This is a genomic window from Gammaproteobacteria bacterium, assembly GCA_013214945.1.
Lineage (GTDB): Bacteria > Pseudomonadota > Gammaproteobacteria > Enterobacterales > Psychrobiaceae > Psychrobium.
Window position 1 is genome coordinate 73,693 of the sequence record JABSRT010000004.1, and the last position, 24,566, is coordinate 98,258.

Genomic DNA, 24,566 nt, shown 5'->3' on the forward strand with positions numbered 1-24,566 from the left:
CGTATCATCTCACTCATTATTTGAGGCGTTATCTTTTACTGTAAAAAATAAGCGTCGCGGAAATGATTGCTAGCGATAAATTTAACGTTAATCAGAAAAACTGACCGCAAAGGTCTCATAACACTTCTAAGTATAACGTTGAGTTTTTACCCATCTTGTAGTACCTAAACCCTAGCACTTGTAAGTAAAATGTTAATTTGTGAATTTATTTTTGTGATAAGTGCACAATAAAATTGACATTGGTGGTGGTTTTTGGCTTAAATACACCAGCTGGCCAGTACGTGATGTGAACTTATTGTTAGTTTTGTTGTCAGTGTCATGTCAAGTTCAGGATGAAAAAGTGAAAATGCGTTCGAGTTACGTTAGAGCAAGATCGATTTTTTTTGATAATGAATACGACTGAAAAATAATAAACACAAAAAAAAGCCAATAAAAGTTAATGATTGGTTCATTTTTGAACGAAATTGTTTTAGAGTTGTCCCTGGCTTAACTACTTGAAATTTATATGTATAGTTTAATTTATCTAGAGTTTAAATAAATTTTAATAAAAAAAATAACAATTTTCATTTGCACATTGAACTGTTTTGCATTAAAAATGTATACGTTTTTAAGCAATGGCAACAAGATATAAGCCACTGTTTAGCCAATATTTAAAAATATACGATAAATTGAAGCACTGAAGTTTGGTTGGGAAATACCAAAAAAAGAGTAATTCGATTCGCGCTATAATTTGGCGTTCGAAATAAAAAAGAGTCTTTATCTAAAAATTTGCTAACTAAAATTAGCCCTGCGAATTTTTAGATAAGTGCTAAGTAAAGTTTAGTGGGTGTTGCGACTGATAATCAGTTACAATGTTGCGAGGCTAAGTTAAGCGCTAAAAATTACAAACCTTAAGGTTGACAAGGTTTTTAACTAAAATTTACATCTTGTCATCTAATTGACACAATTTTTTATTATTAATAGATGCTTTGAAAATCTAGATAAAAAATTTGTAAATTTTTAATAAACAGGGGGCAACCCCTTCAATTTAAATTTTCACTAAGAAAAATTTAATTGAGATAACTAACATACACAAAGGAAGACCAAAATGAATAAGACTATAATTGCTTCAGCAATCGCTGCTACATTACTATCTACTTCTGCTTTCGCTGCAGAAATGCCTACTATCTCAGGTAACATCCAACTAGCATGGACTCACTCTGATTCTGACGTTAACGGTGGTGGTACTTCAGGTCTAGTTGATAACGGCTCAACTATTCGTTTTTCACACTCTCATCAAATCAATGATGAGCTTGAAGGCTTCTTGAAAATTGAATTTGACGGTGTTAACGCTGATGATAAATCTGGAGCTGTAGGTACTCTTAAACTAGATGAAGCTTATGTTGGTGTTAAAGGTAGCTTTGGTAAAGTTTGGGTTGGTTCTGACGATTCTGTGTACGAACAGTTTATCGATAAAGGTAATGACTTCGAAGCACTAGGTGTTGCAACTTCAGATAACTACACAACTGGTGAAGGCGATTTAGTTCAGTTCGTTTCATCTTCAATGGAAGGTTTCCAGGTATTCGCAGCAGTTGAATTAGACGCTTCTGATGATGACCGTTCAAACGCATTCCAAGTTGGTGTTGCTTACAGCGCTGATGCATTAACTGTTGCACTTGGTATGGATTCTAACGATACTGCTGGCGACGACGCGAAAAGCACTTTCGGTGTTAGCGCAACTTACACTATGGATAACCTAAAGCTAGTTGGTTCTTTCCACACACGTGATAATGTATCTGACATTGCTATAGCTAACGCTATCTACACTGCCGGTGCTAACCAGTACGTATTATCTCTATCTCATACTTCAGAAGAGAATGATGACAAAACTTCAGTTGTTGGTGTTCAAGCGCTACACAACCTGTCTAGCAACATGTATGTTTACGCTGAAGCTGCATTCTTCAACATGGAAGAATCAGACAGTACAGACGTTGCTGTTGGTGTAACTTACTTCTTCTAAGCCTGACTTAGTTTAATTATGTTATCGAAACCGGCCTTTGGGCCGGTTTTTTAATGCTTAAAATAAAGTACTAATCTGGTTATACTAACCAGATGAAATCATGTAAAACTCTTTCTTACATCACCACTCCTAGCATAAGTACCCCTTGTGAAACATAATCCTTACGTAACTAATCCTTATGTAGCTAACCCCCACGCAACTAGTCCCTTAAGCTACATCGATAGCCATTGCCACCTTGATTTTGCTCGAATGGGCGAGGTCCAGTTACAAATTTCAGCCGCTAAAGCGGTCGGGGTTGACGGAATAATAGTACCGAGCATTAGCTGCGACAACTGGCAAGCTGTGTTGGCATTAGGCCTAGCACATCAGCATGTTTATCCGGCTTTGGGCATTCACCCTTATTTTTTGCAAGCTAATAATCAACTTGAACGTTTAGTGAGTTTGGCAACAAGCAATCGCCAGCAGATTATCGCGATTGGTGAAATTGGTCTTGATGGTGCGATTGATACGCCGTTACATGCTCAACTCGAAGTATTAGTGCCGCAACTAAAATTAGCCAGTGAGTTAGAATTACCGGTGATTTGTCATGCCCATAAAGCCTATGATCCGCTCTTAAAGCAACTACGCCGTTTTAAGCTTAAACGTGGCGGCGTGGTGCACGGTTTTAGTGGCAGTGCCGTGCAGGCCAATGAGTTTATAAAACTTGGCTTTAAGCTTGGGATCGGCGGGGTGATTACTTACCCACGAGCGAGCAAAATACGCGGCTTGGTTAGTCAGCTTGATTTGGTCAATCTAGTCTTAGAAACCGACGCCCCAGACATGCCATTGCATGGCATGCAAGGCCAAGTGAATCGACCTGTTAATATTGCGCTGATTGCACAAACCTTGAGTGAGTTAACCGGAACCGATTTAGCGACAATAGCTGCGACGACAACAACTAATTGTCGCGAAATGTTTTTGTTACAAATGTGATCACATAGCAATTGTTGAACTTTAAATCAGCCCAAATTTGACTCGTACCTCGCTGTCCAACTAATCTTGATATAACTTATAATTCTTTACTGGAATGTCTAATGACTGATCTTGAACGCGCCGCGTATTATGGGATCCAATTAATGGATTTAACCACGCTCAATGACGACGATACCGAGCAAAAGGTGATTGAACTTTGTCATAAAGCGGTATCACCCGCGGGTAAAACCGCTGCTATTTGCATTTATCCCCAGTTCATTGCAGTTGCTAAGCAAACCCTGCGTCAATTAAAATCAACCGATGTATTAATTGCTACCGTCGCTAATTTTCCGCACGGCAATAGTGACGTTGCAGCAGCTGTTAATGAAACAGCCCAAGCGGTTGCGTTAGGCGCAGATGAAGTTGATGTTGTTTTTCCTTACCGAGCATTACTTGGCGGAGATCGCGAGATAGGCAGTCAATTGGTCCAGGCTTGTAAAAAAGCATGTGGCGAACAGGTCATTTTAAAAGTCATTTTAGAAACCGGTGAATTAAAAGATCCCGCCTTAATTAAAGAAGCGAGTTTAATCGCGATAGCGGCTGGGGCCGATTTTATTAAAACCTCAACCGGCAAGGTCGCGGTTAATGCCACCCTTGAGGCGGCACAGGCGATGTTTGAAGCGATTGTTGAAACAGGTGGCCATTGTGGCTTTAAAGCCGCTGGCGGTGTTAAAAATGCTGTAGATGTTGCTGCTTATCTTGCAATCGCTCAGTCAAGTTTGTCTAGCGAATGGATTGGGCCAGAAAACTTCCGATTTGGCGCCAGCAGTTTATTAGATAATTTACTTCATACCTTAGATAAATCACATAATATGGCGAAATCACAAGGATATTAAGATGCAATATTTACCACAAGAAATTATTCGACGCAAACGTAATGGCCAAGAGCTAACCGATGCTGAAATCGCTTTTTTTGTTGCTGGCATTACCGACAACAGCATCAGTGAAGGGCAAATCGGTGCGTTTGCCATGGCAACCTATTTTCAGAATATGACCATGAAAGAGCGAATTGCCCTCACCAAAGGCATGCGTGATTCTGGCGAAGTACTTAATTGGCAATCGTTACATTTAGCCGGCCCGGTGGTTGATAAGCATTCGACTGGGGGCGTTGGCGATTTAGTGAGTTTAATGTTGGGGCCTATTGTCGCCGCTTGTGGTGGTTATGTGCCAATGATCGCTGGTCGTGGTTTGGGCCATACCGGCGGTACCTTAGACAAATTCGACGCTATTCCTGGTTACACGACCGTGCCGAGCAACGCACTATTTCGCGATACCGTGAAAGAAGTTGGTGTTGCGATTATTGGCCAAACCGGTGACTTAGCGCCGGCCGACAAACGTTTATACGGTATTCGCGATGTGACTTCGACCGTGGAGTCTGTGCCATTGATCACGGCTTCTATCTTGGCTAAAAAACTGGCCGCAGGTCTTGATGCCCTAGTGATGGATGTTAAGACTGGCAGTGGCGCATTTATGGCCGAATTGGGTCAAGCACAGGAATTAGCGCACAGCATTGTTAACGTTGCTACTGGCGCAGGGGTAAAAACCAGCGCGCTAATTACCGACATGGATCAGTTATTAGCAGCAAGTGCCGGCAACGCCGTTGAAATGGTCGACGCGGTTAAATATTTACGTAATGAACTGCACAACCCGCGTTTACACGAAGTTACGGTCGCGTTAGCGGCAGAAATGCTGACGTTAAGCGGCTTGGCGGCGACCGACGAATTGGCACGGATCAAAGTTAATCAGGTGATAAGCAACGGTCAGGCGGCGGAAGTGTTTGCCAAAATGGTTGCTAAACTTGGTGGCCCAGTTGATTTTGTTGATAATTATCAGCAGTATTTGCCGCAAGCGAAAATTATTCGCCCAGTATTTGCCAAGCAAAGCGGTATTTTACAGCGGATCGACACTCGCCAAATTGGACTTAGTGTGGTTGAACTTGGTGGTGGTCGCCGCCGTGCTGACGATATTATCGATTATTCAGTTGGTTTGTCAGGCGTTGCAACCGTTGGTCAGCACCTTGATAACCAGCAGCCGATTGCCATGGTCCATGCGGCGACGATGGATGACTTTAACCGTGCACAGAGTATGATTGAACAGTCTATTGTCATTGCTGACTCGACCACTGAGCTGCCGGCTTCGTTACCAACAGTGCATGAAGTGATTCGCTATCAGCAATAAGGGGTCAAGATGAAACGTGTAACAATAATGATGCTCGACTCGCTGGGCATTGGTGCCAGTGAAGACGCGATCGATTTTGGTGATGTCGGGGCAAATACCTTTGGCAGCATTGCTAAAGCTTGCGCCAGCGGTAAAGCCGATGTAAACCGGCAAGGGCTGCTGACCTTACCTAATCTAAATAAACTGGGGCTAGGCCATGCCTGTTTTGGCAGCTCGGATTATTTTCCGGCCGGACTTGATCAATCAATAACGCCAATCGCTAAATACGGTTACGCCAAAGAGATTAGTTCAGGTAAAGATACCCCAAGCGGACACTGGGAAATTGCCGGTGCGCCAGTATTATATGACTGGGGTTACTTTAGTGAGCTAGAAAATTCTTTTCCCGAGGAGTTAATTGCTGCCATAGTTAAACGTTGTAATTTACCGGGTATTTTAGGCAACTGTCATGCTTCTGGCACCACCATTTTAGAACAACTGGGCGCTGAGCACATGGCGACTGGCAAGCCGATATTTTATACCTCAAGTGATAGCGTATTTCAGATTGCTTGTCATGAAGAAAGCTTTGGCTTAGAGCCGCTGCTAGAGCTGTGCCTGGTTGTGCGTGAAGAACTCGAGAGTTATAACATTGGTCGCGTGATAGCCAGGCCGTTTATTGGCAATGACGCCAGTGATTTCGCCCGAACCGGTAATCGCCGTGACTTTTCGGTGTTGCCACCGTCAAAAACCTTACTTGATTTCGCGGCTGATGCCGGACACGAGGTTATAAGTGTCGGTAAAATAGCTGATATTTATGCTCAGCAAGGCATTACTCAAAAAATTAAGGCGACCGGATTAGCCGATTTATTTGATGCTACCTTAATCGCGCATCAAACGGCGCCAAGTAACAGCATTATTTTTACTAACTTTGTTGATTTTGATTCGGCTTATGGTCATCGCCGCGACGTTGCTGGTTATGCCGCAGCGCTGGAATATTTTGATACAAGGTTACCAGAATTTATTGCCCAAATGGGCGATGATGATTTACTGGTGTTAACCGCTGATCACGGCTGTGATCCCACTTGGCCTGGCAGTGACCATACCCGCGAACACATTCCGGTAATCTTTTTCAGCCGATCATTTCCCGGTGGCGATCTTGGCCTGCGTGATACGTTTGCCGACATCGGACAAAGCATTGCGACTTACTTACAACTTGAGCCACTTGCTTATGGCAAGTCGTTTTTATAACAATTAATACATAAAGGATACCTTATGGCTACTCCACATATTAGTGCCAACGTTGGCGATTTTGCCGAATCAATTTTGTTGCCAGGCGATCCGCTGCGTGCAAAATACATTGCCGATACATTTCTAACCGACGTTGTTCAGGTTAATGACGTTCGCAACATGCTGGGTTACACCGGTTTTTACAAAGGTAAAAAAGTTTCTGTGATGGGCACCGGCATGGGCATTCCGTCTATTTCTATTTACGCCAAAGAACTTATTACTGAGTACGGGGTTAAAAACCTGATCCGTGTTGGCACTGCCGGCGCTATTTCATTAGACGTTAAAATTCGCGATGTTATTATTGCGATGGGTGCGTGTACTGACTCAGGCGTTAACCGTGGTCGTTTTCAAGGGCACGACTTTGCCGCGATCGCCAATTATGAGCTACTGGCTAACGCTGTTACTGCGGCTAAAGCCAAAGGCGTCAGTGCTAAGGTCGGCAATGTTTATACCGCAGATTTATTTTATTCACCTAATGAAACGATGTTTGATACCTGTGAAAAGATGAATGTGTTGGCAGTTGAAATGGAAGCGGCGGGTTTATACGGTGTTGCTGCTGAATATGGCGCTAATGCACTTTGTGTTGTCACCATTTCTGATCATATCAGAACTGGCGAAGTCACTACAGCGCAAGAGCGTCAAACCACGTTCAATGACATGATTGAATTGACGCTAGAGTCGCTGATTTAAATCGTTATTTTTCGCTTATGTCTGGGCTGTTATGTGCAATAAGTTGTTGCTTAGCAGCCTGTTTTTTTTGATTACGCCACACAGAATTTCTTAGCTGATAGCGTGCTCGCTTTTGCGACAAGGCGCGTGCTAATAAAAAACCAATAATACCTGCCAGTACTAAAGACCACTGATGCCATTGCAATTGCTGTTGCTGTATCGCGACAATTGGCGCAATAAATTCATTTTTATTGAGGCTTAGTTTTAAATAACCAAGCAACTTATCCTGACGCACTTCAGTCACCAGCAAGATTGACTCGCCGGGCATTGCCTTAGTTGATTCGGCCATTAATGTGCCATCAGCTCGGTGGATCCATACCCCATTAAGTAGCGGAGACTCACTCAGTGATTGCGCTAACCATTGCAACTGCTGTTGCTGATTTAATTTAAGCCCCATCGTTGCCGCGAGGCCAAGTTGTTGTTTCAGTAATTCAGTTACTGCTTGCTGTTGCTGCTGGCGTAATTGCTGAGATTGTTGGTCAGAAAACCACAACAAGCTGGCTAAAAAGAGTAACAGCAAAATCGCCAGCGATAACTGACTTAAGCGATTAATGATAATGTGCTTGTTAAGGGCTCGAATGCTGATCACTGCCGTTCCTTAAAATTTGTCCGTTTAAGATTAGTTTATCCGGTACTCAGGTTATATTAAACGAGAGTTACACGGTTAGTCTTCACTTTGAAATACTACTAGCTATTTGAATAAAAGGTAATTATTTATTTGAAAAGACAAAAGGCCGGCAAGTTAATATTATTTGCTAATATCAATTGTTGTTATTTTTTGATAGGTTAGTGTCGTTTTTTAGCAAGTCTAATCCAAAATTTCATTGTCGAAGGGGTTGTTGTGTCACAGTATAATGCTTATGTTGCTGATTCTTTAAATGTTTATGATTATTTGTCTGGCGAGCATCACAGTAAAACCTGTGTTGCGATTGGTGAGAGTGGTGTGCCAGCCGTATTGTTGCCCTGCAACGATGCGGTACCAACGGTCCAACCATTATTAAGTATATCGGCAAAACAAATTGCTTGGCCAGCGGCGCTCGAACGCTTGGTAATTACGGCACCAGTGATTAGTCGTGAGCTGTTTACGCGTTGTTGCGAGTATGCTGCAAGTAATCTGTTAGCGATGTTGCCAATTAAACAAACACTTAATTGCCAATCTTTTGAATTACTGTCTAACAACCATCTTGACTTGGTCTCTTTGAACGCCATTGCGGCTCAATGGGGGGGCGACGTGAATGTGGTACGCGAATTACCACGGCTTGATTTGCCAGGGCTAGTGGTACTGGACATGGATTCAACCAGTATTACTATTGAGTGCATCGATGAAATAGCCAAATTAGCTGGGGTTGGCGAAGAAGTATCACAGATAACTGAGCTAGCGATGCAGGGGAAATTAGACTTTGCTCAAAGTTTACGAGCGCGCGTTGCTAAGCTGCAAGGCATTAAATTGTCGTTACTTGACCGCATTGCGACCGATTTACCCTTAATGCCAGGCATGGTCGAACTCGTTGCACAGTTTAAAGCCAGCGGCTGGAAAGTGGCGATTGCCTCGGGCGGTTTTACCTATTTTGCTGATAACTTAAAACAGCAATTGGGGCTTGATGATGCGGTATCTAATGTACTTTCAGTTTGCGATGGCGCGTTAACTGGTGAGGTGACAGGGCGGATTGTTGATGCGCAAGTTAAAGCTGAAACAGTGGTTGAACTTGCGGCTAAATACAATGTGCCATTAAGCCAAACGATTGCGATTGGTGACGGTGCCAATGACCTGCTGATGATGGAGCAAGCTGGTTTAGGCATAGCATTTCATGCTAAACCTTTAGTGCAGCAGCAAGCGAGCATTACAATTAATCAGGGTGATTTAGGCGCTGTAATCGCGTTGCTGACTAGGTAATTGCTCGAGACACCATGAACCAATACGCAGTCAAATACTCGGCCGTTTAATTAGCCCAGTATTTTTCTGCCGTTCATCTTTGCGCTCATCTCTTCGCTCCAACTCTGCAAGGCAACTTATAGCCCCGTTATTGGCTATAACGATTTTTTACTTCCTCGGTAATATCGATTAGTTCGGCAACCGCGACAATGCTGTCAAGTTCAGCCTGCAATTGGCGGGTTTTAAAACTGGCTTGCTTAGCCGCGTAAATAATTTCTCGTGACACGCATTTATAATCAATTTTATCGGTTAATTTAACCGCTACTCTAATCGCGTAAAACTGGCCTTGTGGTTGTTCTATAAACTCTCGGTGCTGCTCTTCCGTGGTAAGTTCCGCAGCAATTTTCGTGACATAAGTATATTCGCTGCCACGAGTACCGCGGTTAAGTTGAATATATATTTCGTTAGTGATGCTTATCGGTGTAGATGATAGCTGTTTGATCGGCTGCTCAAAGATGGCCTTAAACAAATTGTTTCTGGTTAAGGGCGCCATATTGCACCATTGCGGATCGGCCGATAATACCGAGAATAAATTAAACAGACGATTACTGTCAGATGGCTTAACCACTTTGGCAATTTTATAGTTGATACCTTGCTTGGCGATCATCAAATATAAACTACTAATATGATTAGAAAACAGTAAATTAAGAGATTTAGTTAATAGCGGTGGCGGTGAAACTTGCGCCGTTAATTTATGTTTATTCTTTTTTATTAGTAAATAAAGCTGTTTGGGACCATCGCTGTACTCGCTTGAGCTGATGACTTTCAGGTTCAACGTTTTACCGTCAGGGGTAACTCGCATCACTTCGTAACTGATAAAGGATGCTTTTTCACTGCCTGAAGAGCGCTCTAACAATGGCATTTGAATGTTAACGGTATCTTGCTTTTGGCAAGCGATAGAACGTGTCAGTTGAATTTGCATGCCTTGGGTTGAAAAATCAATGGTTTTTCCAGTGACTACTTCTTTGTTATGGTGAAGAAATACTTTTGTTTGATAGCTGTATCTGTCTTCTAGGCGCAGGGCAAATTGATTGGTGTCGATCAAACTAAGCCCTTCAGGTACCGAATCACTGTGACCAAATTGTTTTAATTGGGAAAGGTCTCTATTGGCGACTGTTCGCTGCTGATAGAGAGTTTTACTCGTTTGATCTGATATTGGAATTAAGTAAGCCATTACTTCGATATTGTGCAACTTTAGTAAGTGCTTGTGTTGCTCTGCTGATATCTTTTCTTGTTTAATCAAATGAGTTGGCAGTACCTCAGGTAATTGCCATTGATAATTCATGGTTGGGCATAAGGTCAGTTGGTAAACCTGCCAGCTGTCTTTAGCACCGCCAAAAGAGCTGAATAAATCAAATAAACCAGTTTGTGCTAATTCTTGTGCGGTGGCACTGTAAAAATATTTTTTGCCTCGGGCTACATGGGTAAAGCAATATAAAATGGTGCTGTGAATATCATACGAACCCGCTAATAATTGCTTTAAGCGTTTTGTTGGGAAAGCAGCAGCGATTTTTTGCAGATTACTTTGATTTTGCCAGTAAGTTAAAATTTGTTTGTTATCGTAATTACATAAGGCCAACTCAAGCTTATATTGATTGTCGTGCTGACTAAAAAACAACGGAATACCCGATACTTTATTTATAAGAAGCTGCTGATAACCAATGCTTCGAATTGCTTCGATAATATGCGAAGTATCAACGGTTGAGGCTTGACGCTGAGCTTTAATAAATTGATGGATGAATTGTGATACTGCCATATCTTTATGCTGACGCACACAATTAATCCATAACATATCATTATGTTGAGTAACCCCTAGCACAGTATAAGCGATGTCCTTAATCAGTTGTTGCTCATCGTTACGCTCAATAGCTAAATAATTAATATAAATAGTTTGATCTATGCTGATCTGATACTGAGCTGGTATTTTAATTTTGCAGCCACTTACAGATACATTCGACGTTATCCCGTGCAAGTGGTGGCCGTTGAACAAGCGAGTTTGGATTTTTGTTACGATATTAATACGTTCTTCACAACGCTGATGAAAATCGCTTAACGAGATAAGTTCGCTATGATGAAGTGGCAGGGTTTGTTCTGTTGTATTAGTTGGGGTTACGCGCAAATGTTGATTTTTTAACTTATCACGACGCGTCTGATCTTGTTGTTGTTGTTTCGCGCGATAGCTGTTTTGTGCATTGGTGACTTCTTCATATACCCCCATGGTATAGCTGTTATACGTTGCCAATGAATGCTCAAACAATTCAAGAGCGGTTGGATCTAAGTAATGAGTTTTACCTAAATGTTCAAACGGTTGGCAAGGGGTGTCTACTTTACCGCGTAAGTCGATGCTACGTGGGCACGGGGCAAATAGTCGTTTAAGTTCCATTTTTAATAAAAAGCGTTGAGATTTTGACAATTGATGAGTCGCTCGATCAAAGCGAGTGTCAAAATTTTGTTCATTAAAATAAGGGATTACTGTTTGAAGCAGCTTGTGTTCAGTCTCTGTCGTCATTTAATTCGGTGCCTCAAATCATGAAAATATTCTGTACATCAGGGGGTAATTTATTATCGTAACGCACAAATACTAAAAAAATAACCATGATCGTGATAAATTAGCGCCATCAAGGGTAGTACGTGCAATTTATTGTGCTGATGTTTAATAATGAATCATGCAAAAAGTGCGCCTAAAGTACAAATAATAAATGAGAGCTATGGCAAAGATAAAATCAGTTTATGTCTGTAATGATTGTGGCAGCGAGCATGCCCGATGGCAAGGGCAGTGTGGTGCCTGTAAAGAGTGGAACACTATTACGGAAATGCGTCTTGAGACAGCGAAAGATACCAAAGCGAATGAGCGCAGTGATCGTTTTTCTGGTTATGCAGGAGCGAGTGATAATACATTGCAAACCTTGGATCAAATTTCATTAACCGCGTTGCCACGAATTCCGAGCGGCTATCAGGAATTTGATCGAGTGCTCGGCGGGGGAATAGTGCCAGGTTCCGCTATTTTAATCGGCGGCAGCCCTGGCGCAGGTAAAAGCACCTTGTTACTGCAAGTGATGTGTCGATTGGCGGCTAACATGCCGGCTTTGTATGTCACTGGGGAGGAATCGCTATCACAGGTTGCCATGCGGGCCAACCGCTTAGGATTACCCACTGACAAACTGAAAATGTTGTCTGAAACCTCAGTGGAAGCTATTTGTGAAGTCGCCAATAGAGAACGGCCTAAAATTATGGTGATTGACTCGATTCAGGTTGTGCATGTGGGCGATATTCAATCGGCCCCAGGTAGTGTCGCGCAAGTCAGAGAATCAGCTGCCTTTTTAACCCGATTTGCCAAGCAAGTTGGGGTGGCAATATTCTTAGTTGGTCACGTCACTAAAGACGGTGCGCTGGCTGGGCCCAAGGTATTAGAGCACTGCGTTGATTGCTCGATTATGCTTGATGGTACGACTGATAGTCGATTTAGAACAATGCGAAGTCATAAAAATCGCTTTGGCGCGATCAACGAATTAGGTGTGTTTGCGATGACGGGCAAAGGCTTAAAAGAAGTCACTAACCCGTCAGCAATCTTTTTAAGTCGTGACGACGAAGAAAGTCCGGGCTCTGTGGTATTGGTGCTATGGGAAGGAACGCGGCCCTTATTGGTTGAGTTGCAAGCGTTAGTCGATTACTCACAAATGCCTAATCCACGGCGGATAGCGGTGGGTCTTGAGCAAAATAGAATGGCTATTTTATTAGCGGTATTACATCGTCATGCAGGCATTCAAATGTCGGATCAAGATGTATTTGCCAATGTCGTTGGTGGGGTGAAAATTACCGAAACTGCCGCTGATTTAGCGTTATTGATGGCGATGATGTCGAGCTTTAAAAACCAGGCGCTGCCGCATAACTTAGTGGTATTTGGCGAAGTTGGCTTAGCGGGGGAAATAAGACCGGTGCCCAGTGGTCAAGAACGTTTAAACGAAGCGGCCAAGCACGGGTTTACTAGGGCGATAGTACCGGCTGCTAATGTGCCTAAGATATTACCCGCCGGCATGGAAGTTATTGGAGTTAAAAAACTAACCCAAGCAATTGAGGCGCTTTTTTGATCTTGGCTAGCCCGTTTATTTTCGCATTGAGAACATCAATTTTGAAAATGCTGATGATTAACGGGCTAACTCAGCAAGTTGACGGTGCAGCAACTCATCATTGCCAAGGTTGAGTTCAACCAGTCGCTTTAGTTCCGAAATGCTATCAATATCGATATCGTGATTATCAAAACCAAGTAACTGATTATCAATATGAACAAGTTTGGCATTGATGGTAATGCTGTGTTGATCATCAAGTTTTAGCACTAAGCTGGCAAGATGATTAAGCTGCATAGTTGAATTAGCCGGTTCGGTGCATAAGAAACCATGAAGCGACAGATCCAGGATCTGAATTGGCCATTTGCCCGTAGCATCGACCAAAGTGGCGTCGTGGCTAAAGAGTATCCGTTGAAATAGTCGCTTTTCTTCCATTGTCCTGATCCCTAGATTATTTTCAAAAAACCCTTCTAATTATAGCCTAAGATAGCTAAGGCGTGATTGGCAAGTTTTTTTTGTTTTAAATCAATGGCTGAAGCAGGCGATAACAGACCTCAACCATGATTTACACTGAGTATAGTCGGACTTATGAAATACGTTTGTATTTTATTCTATGCGGTTGAGTGGCGGCTTCACCTAAGGTTTCCTTGAGCCATTTTTCGTAGTCGCTGTAGTTTCCTTCATAGAAATTTATCTTACCCTCGTCACGATAATCAAGGATATGGGTGGCGACTCGATCTAAAAACCAGCGATCGTGAGAAATAACCAAGGCACAGCCCGGGAAATCAAGCAAGGCATCTTCGAGTGCACGTAAGGTTTCAACATCGAGATCATTGGTTGGTTCATCGAGTAAAATAACATTGGCACCCGCTCTGAGTAACTTAGCTAGGTGTACTCTGTTACGTTCGCCACCCGACAAATCACCAATGCGTTTTTGCTGATCGCCGCCTTTAAAGTTAAAGCGACCGACATAAGCTCGTGACTGGATCTGTAAGGTACCGACGGTTAAAATGTCTTGATCATCGGTAATTTCTTGAAATACGGTATTGGAGTCTTTCATGTCATCGCGGAACTGGTCGACACTGGCTAAACTTACTGAGTCGCCAATGACTATCGTGCCAGAGTCTGGCTGCTCACGGCCGGTGATCATGTTGAACAGGGTCGATTTACCCGCGCCGTTAGGACCAATAATGCCAACGATAGCCCCTTTGGGAATGCTAAAGCTTAAATCGTCAATCAGCACTCGGCCATCATAAGACTTAGTCAGGTTGTTAATATCAATAACCTGATCGCCAAGGCGTGGTCCTGGTGGAATAAAGAGCTCGTTGGTTTCATTACGCAGTTGAAAATCAGCTTGGTTTAGTTCTTCAAAACGTGACATCCGTGCTTTGCTTTTTGCTTGGCGACCTTTTGCGTTTGAGCGAACCCATTCCAGCTCTTTGGCAATCGATTTTTGGCGGGCTTTCTCTTGTGATTTTTCTTGACTTAAGCGGGCGTCTTTTTGTTCTAGCCAGCTTGAGTAATTACCTTCCCATGGAATGCCCTGACCACGGTCTAGCTCTAAGATCCAGCCTGCGACATTATCGAGGAAATATCTATCGTGGGTAATGGCGACCACCGTGCCTGGGTAATCATGTAAGAAACGTTCCAGCCATGCCACTGATTCTGCGTCAAGGTGGTTGGTTGGCTCATCAAGCAATAACATATCGGGTTTTTCAAGCAGTAAACGACAAAGTGCGACTCGGCGGCGTTCACCACCCGACAATATACCTATTTTACGATCCCAATCAGGCAGGCGTAGTGCATCGGCCGCACGTTCAAGGGCATTATCAAGATTATGACCATCTTGCGTTTGAATTAATGCTTCTAAATCGCCTTGCTCTTTGGCTAATTTGTCAAAATCAGCATTCTCTTCGGCGTATTCAGCATAAACCTGATCTAGCCGTACTAAGGCATTTTTAACCTCTTTAAAAGCTTCTTCGACCGACTCGCGCACTGTTTTTTCATTATCTAATACGGGTTCTTGCGGCAGGTAACCAATTCGGATATCGGCCAACGCACGAGCTTCACCTTCAATATCGGTATCAAGTCCGGCCATAATGCGCAGTAAAGTTGACTTACCTGAACCGTTTAATCCGAGCACACCAATTTTTGCGCCAGGAAAAAAGCTGAGAGAAATGTCTTTTAAGATATGCTTTTTCGGTGGCACGACTTTGCCAACCCGATGCATTGAATAAATAAATTGAGCCATTGTGGTTCCTTAGCGTTAATCAATTTTGAGTCTAGGACTAGTGTAAACAAAAAATCGTAATCAGTGTATGGCTAATTAGCTTGGTACTCTACGCGGCAAGTTATTTGGTCAATAAACGATAAATCAGCAGTCGATTGAACTGCATTACTGATCGCTTGATCCGTAAGGTTCGTTGGCACAATGTCGAAAATATTCAATAAACGTGCTGGTTAAATATTTAATATTAAGTTTTTAACCAGAGGCAAGATCATGACAAAACGATTAAATCACTTCACGATATCACCGCAAGCGATGACGATCTTAATTGAACAGGAAAAATACCTAAACCAGCAGTTCACGAGCGAGCATACCGTGACAATGGCAATTTGGGAGTTAGTTAAACTGCGAATTTCTCAAATTAACCAATGCGCCTATTGCATCGACATGCATACCAAAGATGCGTTTAAGCTTGGCGAAACATCCGAGCGAATTATCGGCTTAAGCGCCTGGCGCGATATGCCATTATATTCCCAGCATGAGCAAAGTGCTTTAACATGGAGTGAGTCAGTTACCAGCGGGCAAACAATAAACGATGCAGATTATCAAGCGGCGGTTAAAATTTTTGGTGAGCGTGGTTTGTTTGATTTGACGATTGCGGTTAATGCCATCAACAGTTGGAATAGAATTGTCAAAGCCTTTAAACCCGAAGTTGGCATTTATCAGCCCAGTTAAAGCCGTTATAAATCACGTGGAGTCCAGTATCGATTTTACACTCTTTCAGCCTCAAGCATTATTATCGACCCATATCCAGGGGTTGTGGGTTGCATCGACCTCACTAAACCAGCAGCAGTCGCTGACTCGGTGGTTATATGGCGATGCTGGCAGCGGTATTATATTTAATTTAACGAGAAACATTGAGTTGGCAGGGGTGACACATTCGCCGGGAGTGATTTTGCAACCCGTGTCGACACAAGCGCAGACCATTAGCCTGGCGCCAGGCTCACAACTGGTGGGGGTGCGCTTTCATCCGGCGGCAGCTCTGGGAGTATTGACCGTGTTTGCCGAACAGTCGCTGGCTTTAGAGCCGCAAGGTCAGCATTTGCCAGCGCTTAATGCTTTGTTTAACGATTTAAGCAAGGTCAGCGGTCATTACGCACAAATCGTTATCTTATATCGTTGGTTACATCAGTTGCTCGGTGTAGCGCAATCGCCTCCTTACTCATTGACCCAAGCACTTGATGACTTACAAAGGCGTCAATCGACGGGGCATTTAACGGGCGACATTGCAAAAATCAGTGGCAATATCGGGCTAAGTCAACGGCAACTCGAACGTCAATGTCAAAAATGGCTTGGCATTACCGCCAAACATTATCAAAGGATTATGCGTGTTAATGATACCCGTAACTCACTTAAACATAATCCTGATATTGATTTGGCAACTCTGGCGTTAGAAAAGGGCTTTACCGATCAGGCTCACATGACGCGAGAATTTAAAAATATTGCCCAAATCACACCGAAAAAATTTACTCTGTTGCTAAAAGCGTAAATTTAATTTGCAACCGCTGATCTTTTATTGCTGATTCAGCCCCAGCTCGCGTTGCTTGGTTTTGGTCAAATTCAAAGAGGCTAAGCGATACGATTCTTTAAGGTAATATTGTAGCGCGTCGGGATCCTGTGTGACGTCATAAGCCTGAATCCATTTCATGCCGCGGTTGGCAAAATAGGGCGCTGGTCGATAACCCGGCTGTTGTTTTAAAAATTCATAATTGAGCGCCGAGGTTTTAAAGGTAAATGCGGGGTTATCACCGTTGCCCCAACCACCAATAGCGAATACTTTACCACTCGTTTTGTCTCCCACTTTCCAGACATCAGAATTGCCCCATTGCACAACGTGTGAAGTAACAGGCAAAGAGCCGCAAAAAATATTGAATTGATCATATGTCATGTTTATTCCCGCACTTATTCATCGGTATTAGTCATCTGTATTATTCATCGATATTAGTCATAGTATTAATCACGGCCAATTTAAGCTGTGGTATTGGTTGGTCTCGTCGAAAATTGGCGTCGATATTGGCTTGGTGAAATCAACAGTTGTTGGCGGAAATAATGTCGCATGTTCATCGCATTATTAAAGCCCGTTTGCTCTGATATATGCTCGATAGTGTGGCTAGTACTTTCTAACAAGGATTTGGCCAGTTGCAATCGTTGGCTTGTCAGCCATTCTTTGGGACTCATTCCAATACTTGCTCTAAAATGGCGATCAAAACTACGCCGTGACATGGCTGATTTTGTCGCCATTTCGTCAATACTCATTGGGCGCTGTAAATTTTCAATCGCCCAGTCTAAAGTACTGGCAAACAGCGACTGATGTTCGACCATCGGGGTTTCGACAAATTGCGATTGACCGCCATCACGGTGGGCTGGGATCACCAAACGCCGAGCTATCTGGTTGGCAATTTGATGGCTAAAGTCTCGCCTGACCACTTCAAGACAAAAATCGAGCGCTGCAGCACTGCCTGCTGAGCAGCCAATGCGATCTTGATAAACATAAAGTACATCTTTAACAAATCGGACGTCGGGATAGTTTTGTTTAAACCTGTCGGCATAACGCCAGTGAGTGGTGGCATCTCGGCCGGCCAACAGGCCACATTGTGCAATGAAAAAAGAGCCGGAGCAAAAAGATAATAGCTTGCCGCCTTGCTGATGAAAATCGACAACCAATTGCTTTATGTGCTCGGATAATTCGGGATTGATGGGATCCCAGCTTGGAATAACCAAAATATTATAGTCAGCTAAGTTATCAATTTTTTTAACGCGCAGTTCAATGCCGCCGGCCGATGAGACGAGCGAGTCAGTAAAGCTGACCACTTCACCTTGATACCAGTTGTCATACTCGGGTCTGGGCAGGGTAAAAAATTCAGTAGCACACCCTAGCTCAAACAAAGAGACATTTTGATAGCTTAATATCGCGACTTTATTGATAACTTTATACCTGACATGGAGCTTGGCTTAATCTTAACGTAATGTGTCTTATAAGCCAATTATGAATGGGCGAGTAACTGGCTAAGATAAGTATTCAATCAATAAATGAGATCACCCAATATGTCATCAGCCGTCTCTAGGCCCGCTGCAGCAGTTAGTGCAGACGCGTTAGCCCATTTTGAAAACTTACTTAAATATGAAACGGATTGCTGGGATGTTCACCATGCCATCAGCAATAACCGGCAAGACTTCGTGTTGTTTGATGTCAGAGGTACGGTTATGTATCAACAAGCTCATATCGCTGGAGCGCTTAGCATGCCAGTGCAAAAAATTACGGCTGAGTCTTTGGTGGGTTTCGCCGACAATAGCTTCTTTGTGGTTTACTGCGCCGGGCCACATTGCAATGCCACCGAAAAAGCGGCGATTAGATTGGCAAAACTTAATCGGCCGGTCAAAAAAATGATTGGCGGTGTTACTGGCTGGTTAGATGAGGGGTTCTCTTTGGTTCAAGCTGATGTGTCTTCACTGCAATCCGTTACTGTCGAATAACGTAATAGCCTGTTTTTCTAATTTTTAAGCTAAGGAATTGTAATGTTAGTTTTAAGACCAAATTGCGAATGCTGTGACAAGGACCTGCCACCGCAATCAACCGAGGCAGTTATTTGTAGTTTCGAGTGTACTTTTTGTGCGCATTGCGCCAGCACTGTGTTAAATGCTACTTGTCCAAACTGTGCTGGTAATTTTGTGCCACGACCGATCAGGCCAGCCGCTGCATTAGTAAATAACCCTGCGTCAACCGAGCGGGTATTAAAAGCACATCGCAGGGTTGGTAAAGCCGCTGAGCAGAGTATCACTGAAGCTAATATCACAGGCCCGAGTATCACAGAACCGAATATCATAGAAGAGGGTATTGTTGAACATACAGTCGCTTGTTATTTACGTTATGTGATTGATCCAAATAAACTGGTTGAATTCGAACACTATGCAAAATTATGGATCCCGTTAGTGAATCAGTTTGGCGGAAATCATCTTGGCTATTTCTTGCCATCGGAAGGGGCCAATAATATTGCATTGGCGATATTTAGTTTTCCAAGCCTTGGCGCTTATGAAATTTACCGCTGCAAGGCGGCTAAAGATAATAGATGTATCGCGGCATTTGAGTACGCCCAAGCAACACGCTGTATTGTCAGCTATGAGCGTAGTTTCTTACGACCCGTTTTCAGTTAATTGACTGATTAGTCGGCGATGGGTGTCAATTGTTCGCAATAGCTACGCCGTGACAGGATCCGTTTTAAATATTGCAACGATATTTCTGCCTTGGCCTTTCGCTTGGTAAAGCGCTTCATCGGCTTGGTTTAATATTTGCTCTACTTTAATGAACTCATGAGCTGGGCTGGTAGATATACCAATGCTTATTGTCACGCTGATCTTATTATCTTGGTGAGTGAGCTTTTGATTATGGATTTGTTGGCGTAACTTTTCGGCGAACGCCTCGGCTTGGGAGCAAATGGTGTTAGGCAAAAATACCGCAAACTCTTCGCCGCCGAGTCGACCCTTGATGTCGCTTTCACGGCACATTTGACTTAATAACTCGCCAAACTCAGCCAGTACCTTATCGCCACAAGCATGGCCGAACTGGTCATTTATCTGTTTAAAAAAATCCATATCAATTGCAAGAATACTGTAAGGCTGTTGGTTGCGCTGTGCCAAGTTATAAGCGATGTCACAAGATACAAAGAAAGCTCGGCGATTAAAAAGCCCGGTTAATGAATCGTAAGAGGCAAGAAAGGTCATTTCTTTTTCAAGTTTATCTAATTTGTATAATAAGCCAACGAGGTACCAAGACAGCAAGGGCGTAACAATTAATGCAATGACAAAAGTTTTTATGTTAGATCGCAATAAATGTTCAAAATTATGAGTAATGAAATAAATAATAGCCGTGTTAAGACTGAGGGTTAAAATAATAGCCAAACAGGTGATTAATAAGACCAAGTTGCCTCGGCCAAGCGGCTCTAGTCGATGTCTCATGGGGTTAAATCCTTGTTATAACCATTTTACACAGACCATTAACAGCGGCTGGTGTTTTGGTTAGTCGCTAATTATAGTCGCTCGTTGTAAATATGACGGATAATTTTGACCAGAGAGTGGCTGCTAATACGATCTGAGGGATTAAGATCGGGACAAGACCTTAAATATTAGGGGGATATTGGCCACATAAACACCGGTATTTATAGTCAATTAAGTAGACATAGCAGCGCCTGCTAATACGAAAATTACTCACTTTGTGGTGAATTAAGCAGAGACTTACTCAGTCACCACCTTAACGTGAAATTAGTCCGTGATGGCTATCATAATATTAAGATATAACACTAGACATTTTTGAATTGAAAAAGGCTGATTTTGGCTAGGATTTATAACGTTTGGCAGGTAGAATAGCGCCATTATTTTTTATATTAACTATCTGCGGAGCTTAATGATGCTTAAACGTGATATGACCATTGCCGATTTCGATCCTGAATTGTTTGAAGCTATTTCCCAAGAAACTACCCGTCAAGAAGAGCACATTGAATTAATTGCTTCAGAAAACTACTGTAGTCCTCGTGTTTTAGAAGCACAAGGCTCACAGCTTACTAATAAGTATGCTGAAGGTTACCCGGGCAAGCGCTACTACGGTGGTTGTGAGTACGTTGATAAAGCTGAATTTTTAGCGATTGACCGTGCTAAAGAATTATTTGGTGCCGATTACGCTAACGTGCAACCGCACTCAGGTTCACAAGCTAATTCAGCGGTATTTTTAGCGCTACTTGAGCACGGCGATACTGTATTAGGTATGAGCTTGGCTCACGGTGGTCACTTAACTCACGGTTCTCATGTTAGCTTTTCTGGCAAATTATATAACGCCAAGCAATACGGCTTAAATGACGCGGGTGATATTGATTACGCACAAGTTGAAGCATTGGCACTTGAGCACAAGCCTAAAATGATTATTGCTGGTTTCTCAGCATTCTCTGGCATTGTTGATTGGCAGCGTTTTCGTGACATCGCCGATAAAGTAGGTGCCTACTTATTCGTTGATATGGCTCACGTTGCAGGTCTTGTTGCTGCGGGTCTTTACCCGAACCCAGTACCCATTGCTGATGTTGTAACGACGACTACCCATAAAACGCTGGCTGGTCCTCGTGGCGGTTTAATCTTGGCTCGTGCAAACGAAGCGGTAGAAAAGAAATTAAACTCAGCCGTATTCCCTGGTGGTCAAGGTGGCCCATTAATGCACGTTATCGCGGCTAAAGCGGTAGCATTTAAAGAAGCGTTACAACCAGAATTCAAAGTTTATCAGCAAGCGGTATTAGATAACGCTAATGCAATGGTTGAAGTATTAATCGAACGTGGTTACAAAGTAGTGTCTAACGGTACGACTAACCACCTATTATTACTTGATTTAATCGGTAAAGACTACACTGGTAAAGATGCTGACGCCGCGTTGGGTCGTGCATTTATTACGGTAAACAAAAACTCGGTTCCTAATGATCCGCGTTCACCGTTTATCACGTCAGGTTTGCGTTTAGGCACGCCAGCTATTACTCGTCGTGGTTTTACAGTTAGCGATACTAAAGCACTAACGGGTTGGATTTGTGATGTTCTTGACAACATCGGTGACGAAACAGTTACTGAGCGCGTTAAGAAAAGCGTGTTAGAAATTTGTGCTCGTTTGCCTGTATATGGCTAATCAGTTGGCTTAATTGTCACGAGGGTACACCCCTTATCTGAGAATATGTATAATGGTCGCTTTGGCGGCCATTATTCGTTTTTGGCTGTACTAACCAGCTAACCTAACAGTTTGTTCATAATTAAGTTTTGTTGGTCACGGTAAGGGTTAAGGTAAGTTATGCATTGTCCATTTTGTCGAGCCGGTGAAACCAAGGTTATCGATTCACGTCTAGTGTCCGACGGTGCTCAGGTACGTCGTCGTCGTCAATGTACCAGCTGTCAGGAGCGTTTTACCACGTTTGAGCAAGCTGAGTTGGTGATGCCTCGAATTATTAAAACCACCGGCGCGCGCGAGCCCTTTAATGAAGACAAGTTACGTGACGGCATGTTGCGGGCTCTTGAACGGCGCCCTGTCGGCATTGATCTGATTGAACAGTCGATTCATCAAATTAAATCGAAACTGCGCGCAACGGGTGAGCGCGAACTTGAAACCGCTTTTGTTGGTAATTTAGTGATGGACGAATTAAAGCAGCTTGATAAAGTCGCTTACATTCGATTTGCCTCGGTTTATCGCGCGTTTGAAGATGTTGAAGAATTTGGTAAAGAGATAGCCAAGCTGGATAACAACGAATGAGTGAGCAATGCGACCGCCAATACATGCAACAGGCGATTAATCTCGCTAAGTTAGGCCGCTTTACGACGTCGCCTAACCCGAATGTCGGCTGTATTTTAGTTAAAAACAAGCAAATCATTGGCGGTGGTTATCATCAGCGCGCCGGTGAAGGTCATGCTGAAGTGAATGCATTGCGCGAGGCAGGATCTGAGGCCGTTGGTGCAACGGCCTATGTTACGCTTGAGCCGTGTAGTCATTTTGGTCGAACACCACCTTGCGCCAATGGCTTAATTGACGCTGGCATTACCCGAGTTGTGATTGCGATGGTTGATCCTAATCCGCAAGTGGCAGGGCGTGGTATCGCCAAACTCGAACAAGCGGGCATACAAGTAAGCTCTGGCTTGTTAGAGAGCCAGGCACAAGCACTTAACCCGGGTTTTATTAAACGCATGACCACTGACATGCCTTGGGTAACCGTTAAGTTAGGGGTAACTCTCGATGGTTGCACCGCGCTAAATAACGGCGTTAGCCAATGGATTACCGGCCCTGATGCCCGGATTGATGTTCAGCAGTTTAGGGCCCAGCATTGCGCAATTTTAACCGGCTCTGACACCGTATTAAGCGATAACCCAAGCTTGAATTTACGCTGGGATGAACTCGGTGGCGTCCGTGATGTTATTAATCAAGCGCAGTTACGCCAACCTATTAGGGTAGTCATTGACAGCGGCAACAAGATTTTACCTAGCCATAAAATGGTCGGCATAAAATCGCCGATTATTTTAGTGCGCAGAGCACAAGATAATAATCAGTGGCCCCAGCATGTCGAGCAATTGATAATTGCAGGAGACGGTCAGTTTGATTTAAGCCAGGTATTAAAAATATTGGCTAACCGCAGCATTAATTCGATATGGGTGGAAGCGGGTGCTGGCTTATGTGGCGCTTTGTTAAGTCAGCAGTTAGTTGATAAACTTGTGGTATATCAGGCGCCAAAATTAATTGGCGATTTGGGCAAAGGTTTATTTAACTTGCCACAGATGAGCGCAATGGATCAGTTAGTTGAGCTGACGTTTGACGATGTACGCATGGTCGGCCGTGATATTCGGATTGTGGCCACGCCTAATTATTAAATAAATTGAGAAAAAACAATGTTCACTGGAATTATTGAAGCGGTAGGTCAGCTGAAAAAATTGGTAAATTGCGGCAGTGATTATCAAGTAGAAATTAGCACCAATGGTCTAGATTTAGCCGATGTAAAATTGGGCGATAGCATTGCCAGTAATGGTATTTGCTTAACCGTCGTTAAATTAACCCCCAGCAGTTTTTTTGCTGATGTGTCGTCTGAAACAATACGTTTGACCGGATTTGCCAATTATCAGCTCGGTCAAAAAATAAATTTAGAAAAAGCCGTTACGCCAACCACAAGGTTAGGCGGCCATATGGTCAGTGGTCATGTTGATGGTGTTGGCACTGTCGAGCGGATTATTAGCAATGGCCGTAGCACCGATTATTGGATTAAAGCACCGACTGAGCTAATGCGCTATATTGCGCACAAAGGCTCAATTACTGTTGACGGTATTAGCCTGACGGTTAATGGGCTTGAGCAAGACAGTTTACGTTTGACTATCGTGCCACATACCGCGAGTGAAACAACCATTAGCCAATTTAGAATTGGCAGCCGAGTTAATCTGGAAGTTGATCAAATTGCGCGTTACCTTGAACGGCTAATGCAAGTGAATAAGCAAGAGCAGCAAGGTTCGGTCACCATGGATTTATTAGCACGCAGCGGTTTTTTAAAATAAATGTTAAACTAGGCCTTGAAAAAGGTCGGGTTCAAACACATGTATAACAAACTATCT

Annotated in this window: 23 protein-coding genes and 1 pseudogene; 17 read left to right on the forward strand and 7 right to left on the reverse strand. The window is 43.2% G+C overall.

Features of this window, described 5'->3' with window-relative positions; all coding sequences use genetic code 11:
* Positions 1 to 1,087: 1,087 nt before the first annotated feature.
* The 6 genes from HRU23_03520 to deoD all read left to right on the forward strand — a co-directional run bounded on the left by HRU23_03520 (position 1,088) and on the right by deoD (position 7,141).
* Complete coding sequence (locus tag HRU23_03520) at positions 1,088 to 1,999, forward strand: porin (protein ID NRA53191.1); 912 nt, start codon at positions 1,088 to 1,090, stop codon at positions 1,997 to 1,999.
* 147 nt (positions 2,000 to 2,146) lie between these two features.
* On the forward strand, positions 2,147 to 2,971 hold the full coding sequence (locus HRU23_03525; GenBank protein NRA53192.1) for a TatD family hydrolase: 825 nt from the start codon (positions 2,147 to 2,149) through the stop codon (positions 2,969 to 2,971).
* A 101-nt stretch (positions 2,972 to 3,072) separates the two neighbouring features.
* A complete protein-coding gene (gene deoC / locus HRU23_03530) occupies positions 3,073 to 3,846 on the forward strand; it encodes a deoxyribose-phosphate aldolase (protein NRA53193.1) in 774 nt (257 codons plus the stop codon).
* Position 3,847: 1 nt separating this feature from the next.
* A complete protein-coding gene (gene deoA, locus HRU23_03535) occupies positions 3,848 to 5,188 on the forward strand; it encodes a thymidine phosphorylase (GenBank protein ID NRA53194.1) in 1,341 nt (446 codons plus the stop codon).
* Positions 5,189 to 5,197: 9 nt separating this feature from the next.
* Positions 5,198 to 6,412 (forward strand): phosphopentomutase, encoded by a 1,215-nt coding sequence (locus HRU23_03540; GenBank protein NRA53195.1) that lies wholly within the window; start codon positions 5,198 to 5,200, stop codon positions 6,410 to 6,412.
* Positions 6,413 to 6,436: 24 nt separating this feature from the next.
* Positions 6,437 to 7,141: a purine-nucleoside phosphorylase gene (gene deoD / locus HRU23_03545; protein ID NRA53196.1), complete on the forward strand. Its 705-nt coding sequence runs from the start codon at positions 6,437 to 6,439 to the stop codon at positions 7,139 to 7,141.
* Positions 7,142 to 7,145: 4 nt separating this feature from the next.
* Here the strand turns inward: deoD and HRU23_03550 are convergent, their stop codons facing one another.
* The gene (locus tag HRU23_03550) at positions 7,146 to 7,769 is read right to left on the reverse strand and encodes a hypothetical protein (GenBank protein ID NRA53197.1); all 624 of its coding nucleotides are present in this window, start codon (positions 7,767 to 7,769) and stop codon (positions 7,146 to 7,148) included.
* Positions 7,770 to 8,303: 534 nt separating this feature from the next.
* Here HRU23_03550 and serB point away from each other — a divergent pair.
* The gene (gene serB / locus HRU23_03555) at positions 8,304 to 9,074 is read left to right on the forward strand and encodes a phosphoserine phosphatase SerB (protein NRA53198.1); all 771 of its coding nucleotides are present in this window, start codon (positions 8,304 to 8,306) and stop codon (positions 9,072 to 9,074) included.
* Positions 9,075 to 9,201: 127 nt separating this feature from the next.
* Here the strand turns inward: serB and HRU23_03560 are convergent, their stop codons facing one another.
* Complete coding sequence (locus HRU23_03560; GenBank protein NRA53199.1) at positions 9,202 to 11,622, reverse strand: PilZ domain-containing protein; 2,421 nt, start codon at positions 11,620 to 11,622, stop codon at positions 9,202 to 9,204.
* A gap of 199 nt (positions 11,623 to 11,821) precedes the next feature.
* On the opposite strand from HRU23_03560, the gene radA reads away from it, so the two are divergent.
* Positions 11,822 to 13,201 carry a DNA repair protein RadA gene (gene radA / locus HRU23_03565; GenBank protein ID NRA53200.1) on the forward strand — a complete coding sequence of 460 codons (1,380 nt, stop codon included), beginning with the start codon at positions 11,822 to 11,824 and terminating at the stop codon, positions 13,199 to 13,201.
* Positions 13,202 to 13,258: 57 nt separating this feature from the next.
* Here the strand turns inward: radA and HRU23_03570 are convergent, their stop codons facing one another.
* The gene (locus HRU23_03570) at positions 13,259 to 13,612 is read right to left on the reverse strand and encodes a PilZ domain-containing protein (GenBank protein ID NRA53201.1); all 354 of its coding nucleotides are present in this window, start codon (positions 13,610 to 13,612) and stop codon (positions 13,259 to 13,261) included.
* 151 nt (positions 13,613 to 13,763) lie between these two features.
* Positions 13,764 to 15,428 carry an energy-dependent translational throttle protein EttA gene (gene ettA, locus HRU23_03575; protein ID NRA53202.1) on the reverse strand — a complete coding sequence of 555 codons (1,665 nt, stop codon included), beginning with the start codon at positions 15,426 to 15,428 and terminating at the stop codon, positions 13,764 to 13,766.
* Positions 15,429 to 15,677: 249 nt separating this feature from the next.
* Between ettA and HRU23_03580 the strand changes: the two genes are divergently transcribed.
* Both HRU23_03580 and HRU23_03585 read left to right on the forward strand, forming a co-directional pair.
* Positions 15,678 to 16,139, forward strand: coding sequence for a carboxymuconolactone decarboxylase family protein (locus HRU23_03580; GenBank protein ID NRA53203.1), 462 nt, complete (start codon positions 15,678 to 15,680; stop codon positions 16,137 to 16,139).
* A gap of 16 nt (positions 16,140 to 16,155) precedes the next feature.
* The gene (locus tag HRU23_03585; protein ID NRA53204.1) at positions 16,156 to 16,953 is read left to right on the forward strand and encodes an AraC family transcriptional regulator; all 798 of its coding nucleotides are present in this window, start codon (positions 16,156 to 16,158) and stop codon (positions 16,951 to 16,953) included.
* Positions 16,954 to 16,977: 24 nt separating this feature from the next.
* Here HRU23_03585 and HRU23_03590 read toward each other — a convergent pair whose 3' ends face one another.
* Together HRU23_03590 and HRU23_03595 are read right to left on the reverse strand one after the other, a co-directional pair.
* Positions 16,978 to 17,352 (reverse strand): MmcQ/YjbR family DNA-binding protein, encoded by a 375-nt coding sequence (locus tag HRU23_03590; protein ID NRA53205.1) that lies wholly within the window; start codon positions 17,350 to 17,352, stop codon positions 16,978 to 16,980.
* Between the two features lie 80 nt (positions 17,353 to 17,432).
* Positions 17,433 to 18,389 (reverse strand): helix-turn-helix domain-containing protein, encoded by a 957-nt coding sequence (locus tag HRU23_03595; protein NRA53206.1) that lies wholly within the window; start codon positions 18,387 to 18,389, stop codon positions 17,433 to 17,435.
* A gap of 120 nt (positions 18,390 to 18,509) precedes the next feature.
* Here HRU23_03595 and HRU23_03600 point away from each other — a divergent pair, with 120 nt between their 5' ends.
* The 3 genes and pseudogenes from HRU23_03600 (at position 18,510) to HRU23_03610 (ending at position 19,616) form a co-directional block, all read left to right on the forward strand.
* Positions 18,510 to 18,938 carry a rhodanese-like domain-containing protein gene (locus tag HRU23_03600; GenBank protein NRA53207.1) on the forward strand — a complete coding sequence of 143 codons (429 nt, stop codon included), beginning with the start codon at positions 18,510 to 18,512 and terminating at the stop codon, positions 18,936 to 18,938.
* 42 nt (positions 18,939 to 18,980) lie between these two features.
* Positions 18,981 to 19,205, forward strand: a pseudogene (locus HRU23_03605) (DUF1272 domain-containing protein).
* Between the two features lie 93 nt (positions 19,206 to 19,298).
* Entirely contained in the window at positions 19,299 to 19,616 is a 318-nt protein-coding gene (locus tag HRU23_03610; GenBank protein ID NRA53208.1) for an NIPSNAP family protein, read from the forward strand.
* Positions 19,617 to 19,658: 42 nt separating this feature from the next.
* Here HRU23_03610 and HRU23_03615 read toward each other — a convergent pair whose 3' ends face one another.
* The gene (locus HRU23_03615; protein NRA53209.1) at positions 19,659 to 20,417 is read right to left on the reverse strand and encodes a GGDEF domain-containing protein; all 759 of its coding nucleotides are present in this window, start codon (positions 20,415 to 20,417) and stop codon (positions 19,659 to 19,661) included.
* Between the two features lie 448 nt (positions 20,418 to 20,865).
* Between HRU23_03615 and HRU23_03620 the strand changes: the two genes are divergently transcribed.
* From HRU23_03620 to HRU23_03635, 4 genes are all read left to right on the forward strand, one after another.
* Positions 20,866 to 22,116, forward strand: a complete 1,251-nt coding sequence (locus HRU23_03620; protein NRA53210.1) for a serine hydroxymethyltransferase — start codon at positions 20,866 to 20,868, stop codon at positions 22,114 to 22,116.
* A 159-nt stretch (positions 22,117 to 22,275) separates the two neighbouring features.
* Entirely contained in the window at positions 22,276 to 22,731 is a 456-nt protein-coding gene (gene nrdR, locus HRU23_03625) for a transcriptional regulator NrdR (protein ID NRA53211.1), read from the forward strand.
* A complete protein-coding gene (ribD, locus tag HRU23_03630) occupies positions 22,728 to 23,837 on the forward strand; it encodes a bifunctional diaminohydroxyphosphoribosylaminopyrimidine deaminase/5-amino-6-(5-phosphoribosylamino)uracil reductase RibD (GenBank protein NRA53212.1) in 1,110 nt (369 codons plus the stop codon). The genes nrdR and ribD overlap by 4 nt, the downstream gene beginning before the upstream one ends.
* A gap of 18 nt (positions 23,838 to 23,855) precedes the next feature.
* Positions 23,856 to 24,509 (forward strand): riboflavin synthase, encoded by a 654-nt coding sequence (locus tag HRU23_03635; protein NRA53213.1) that lies wholly within the window; start codon positions 23,856 to 23,858, stop codon positions 24,507 to 24,509.
* Positions 24,510 to 24,566: the final 57 nt, after the last annotated feature.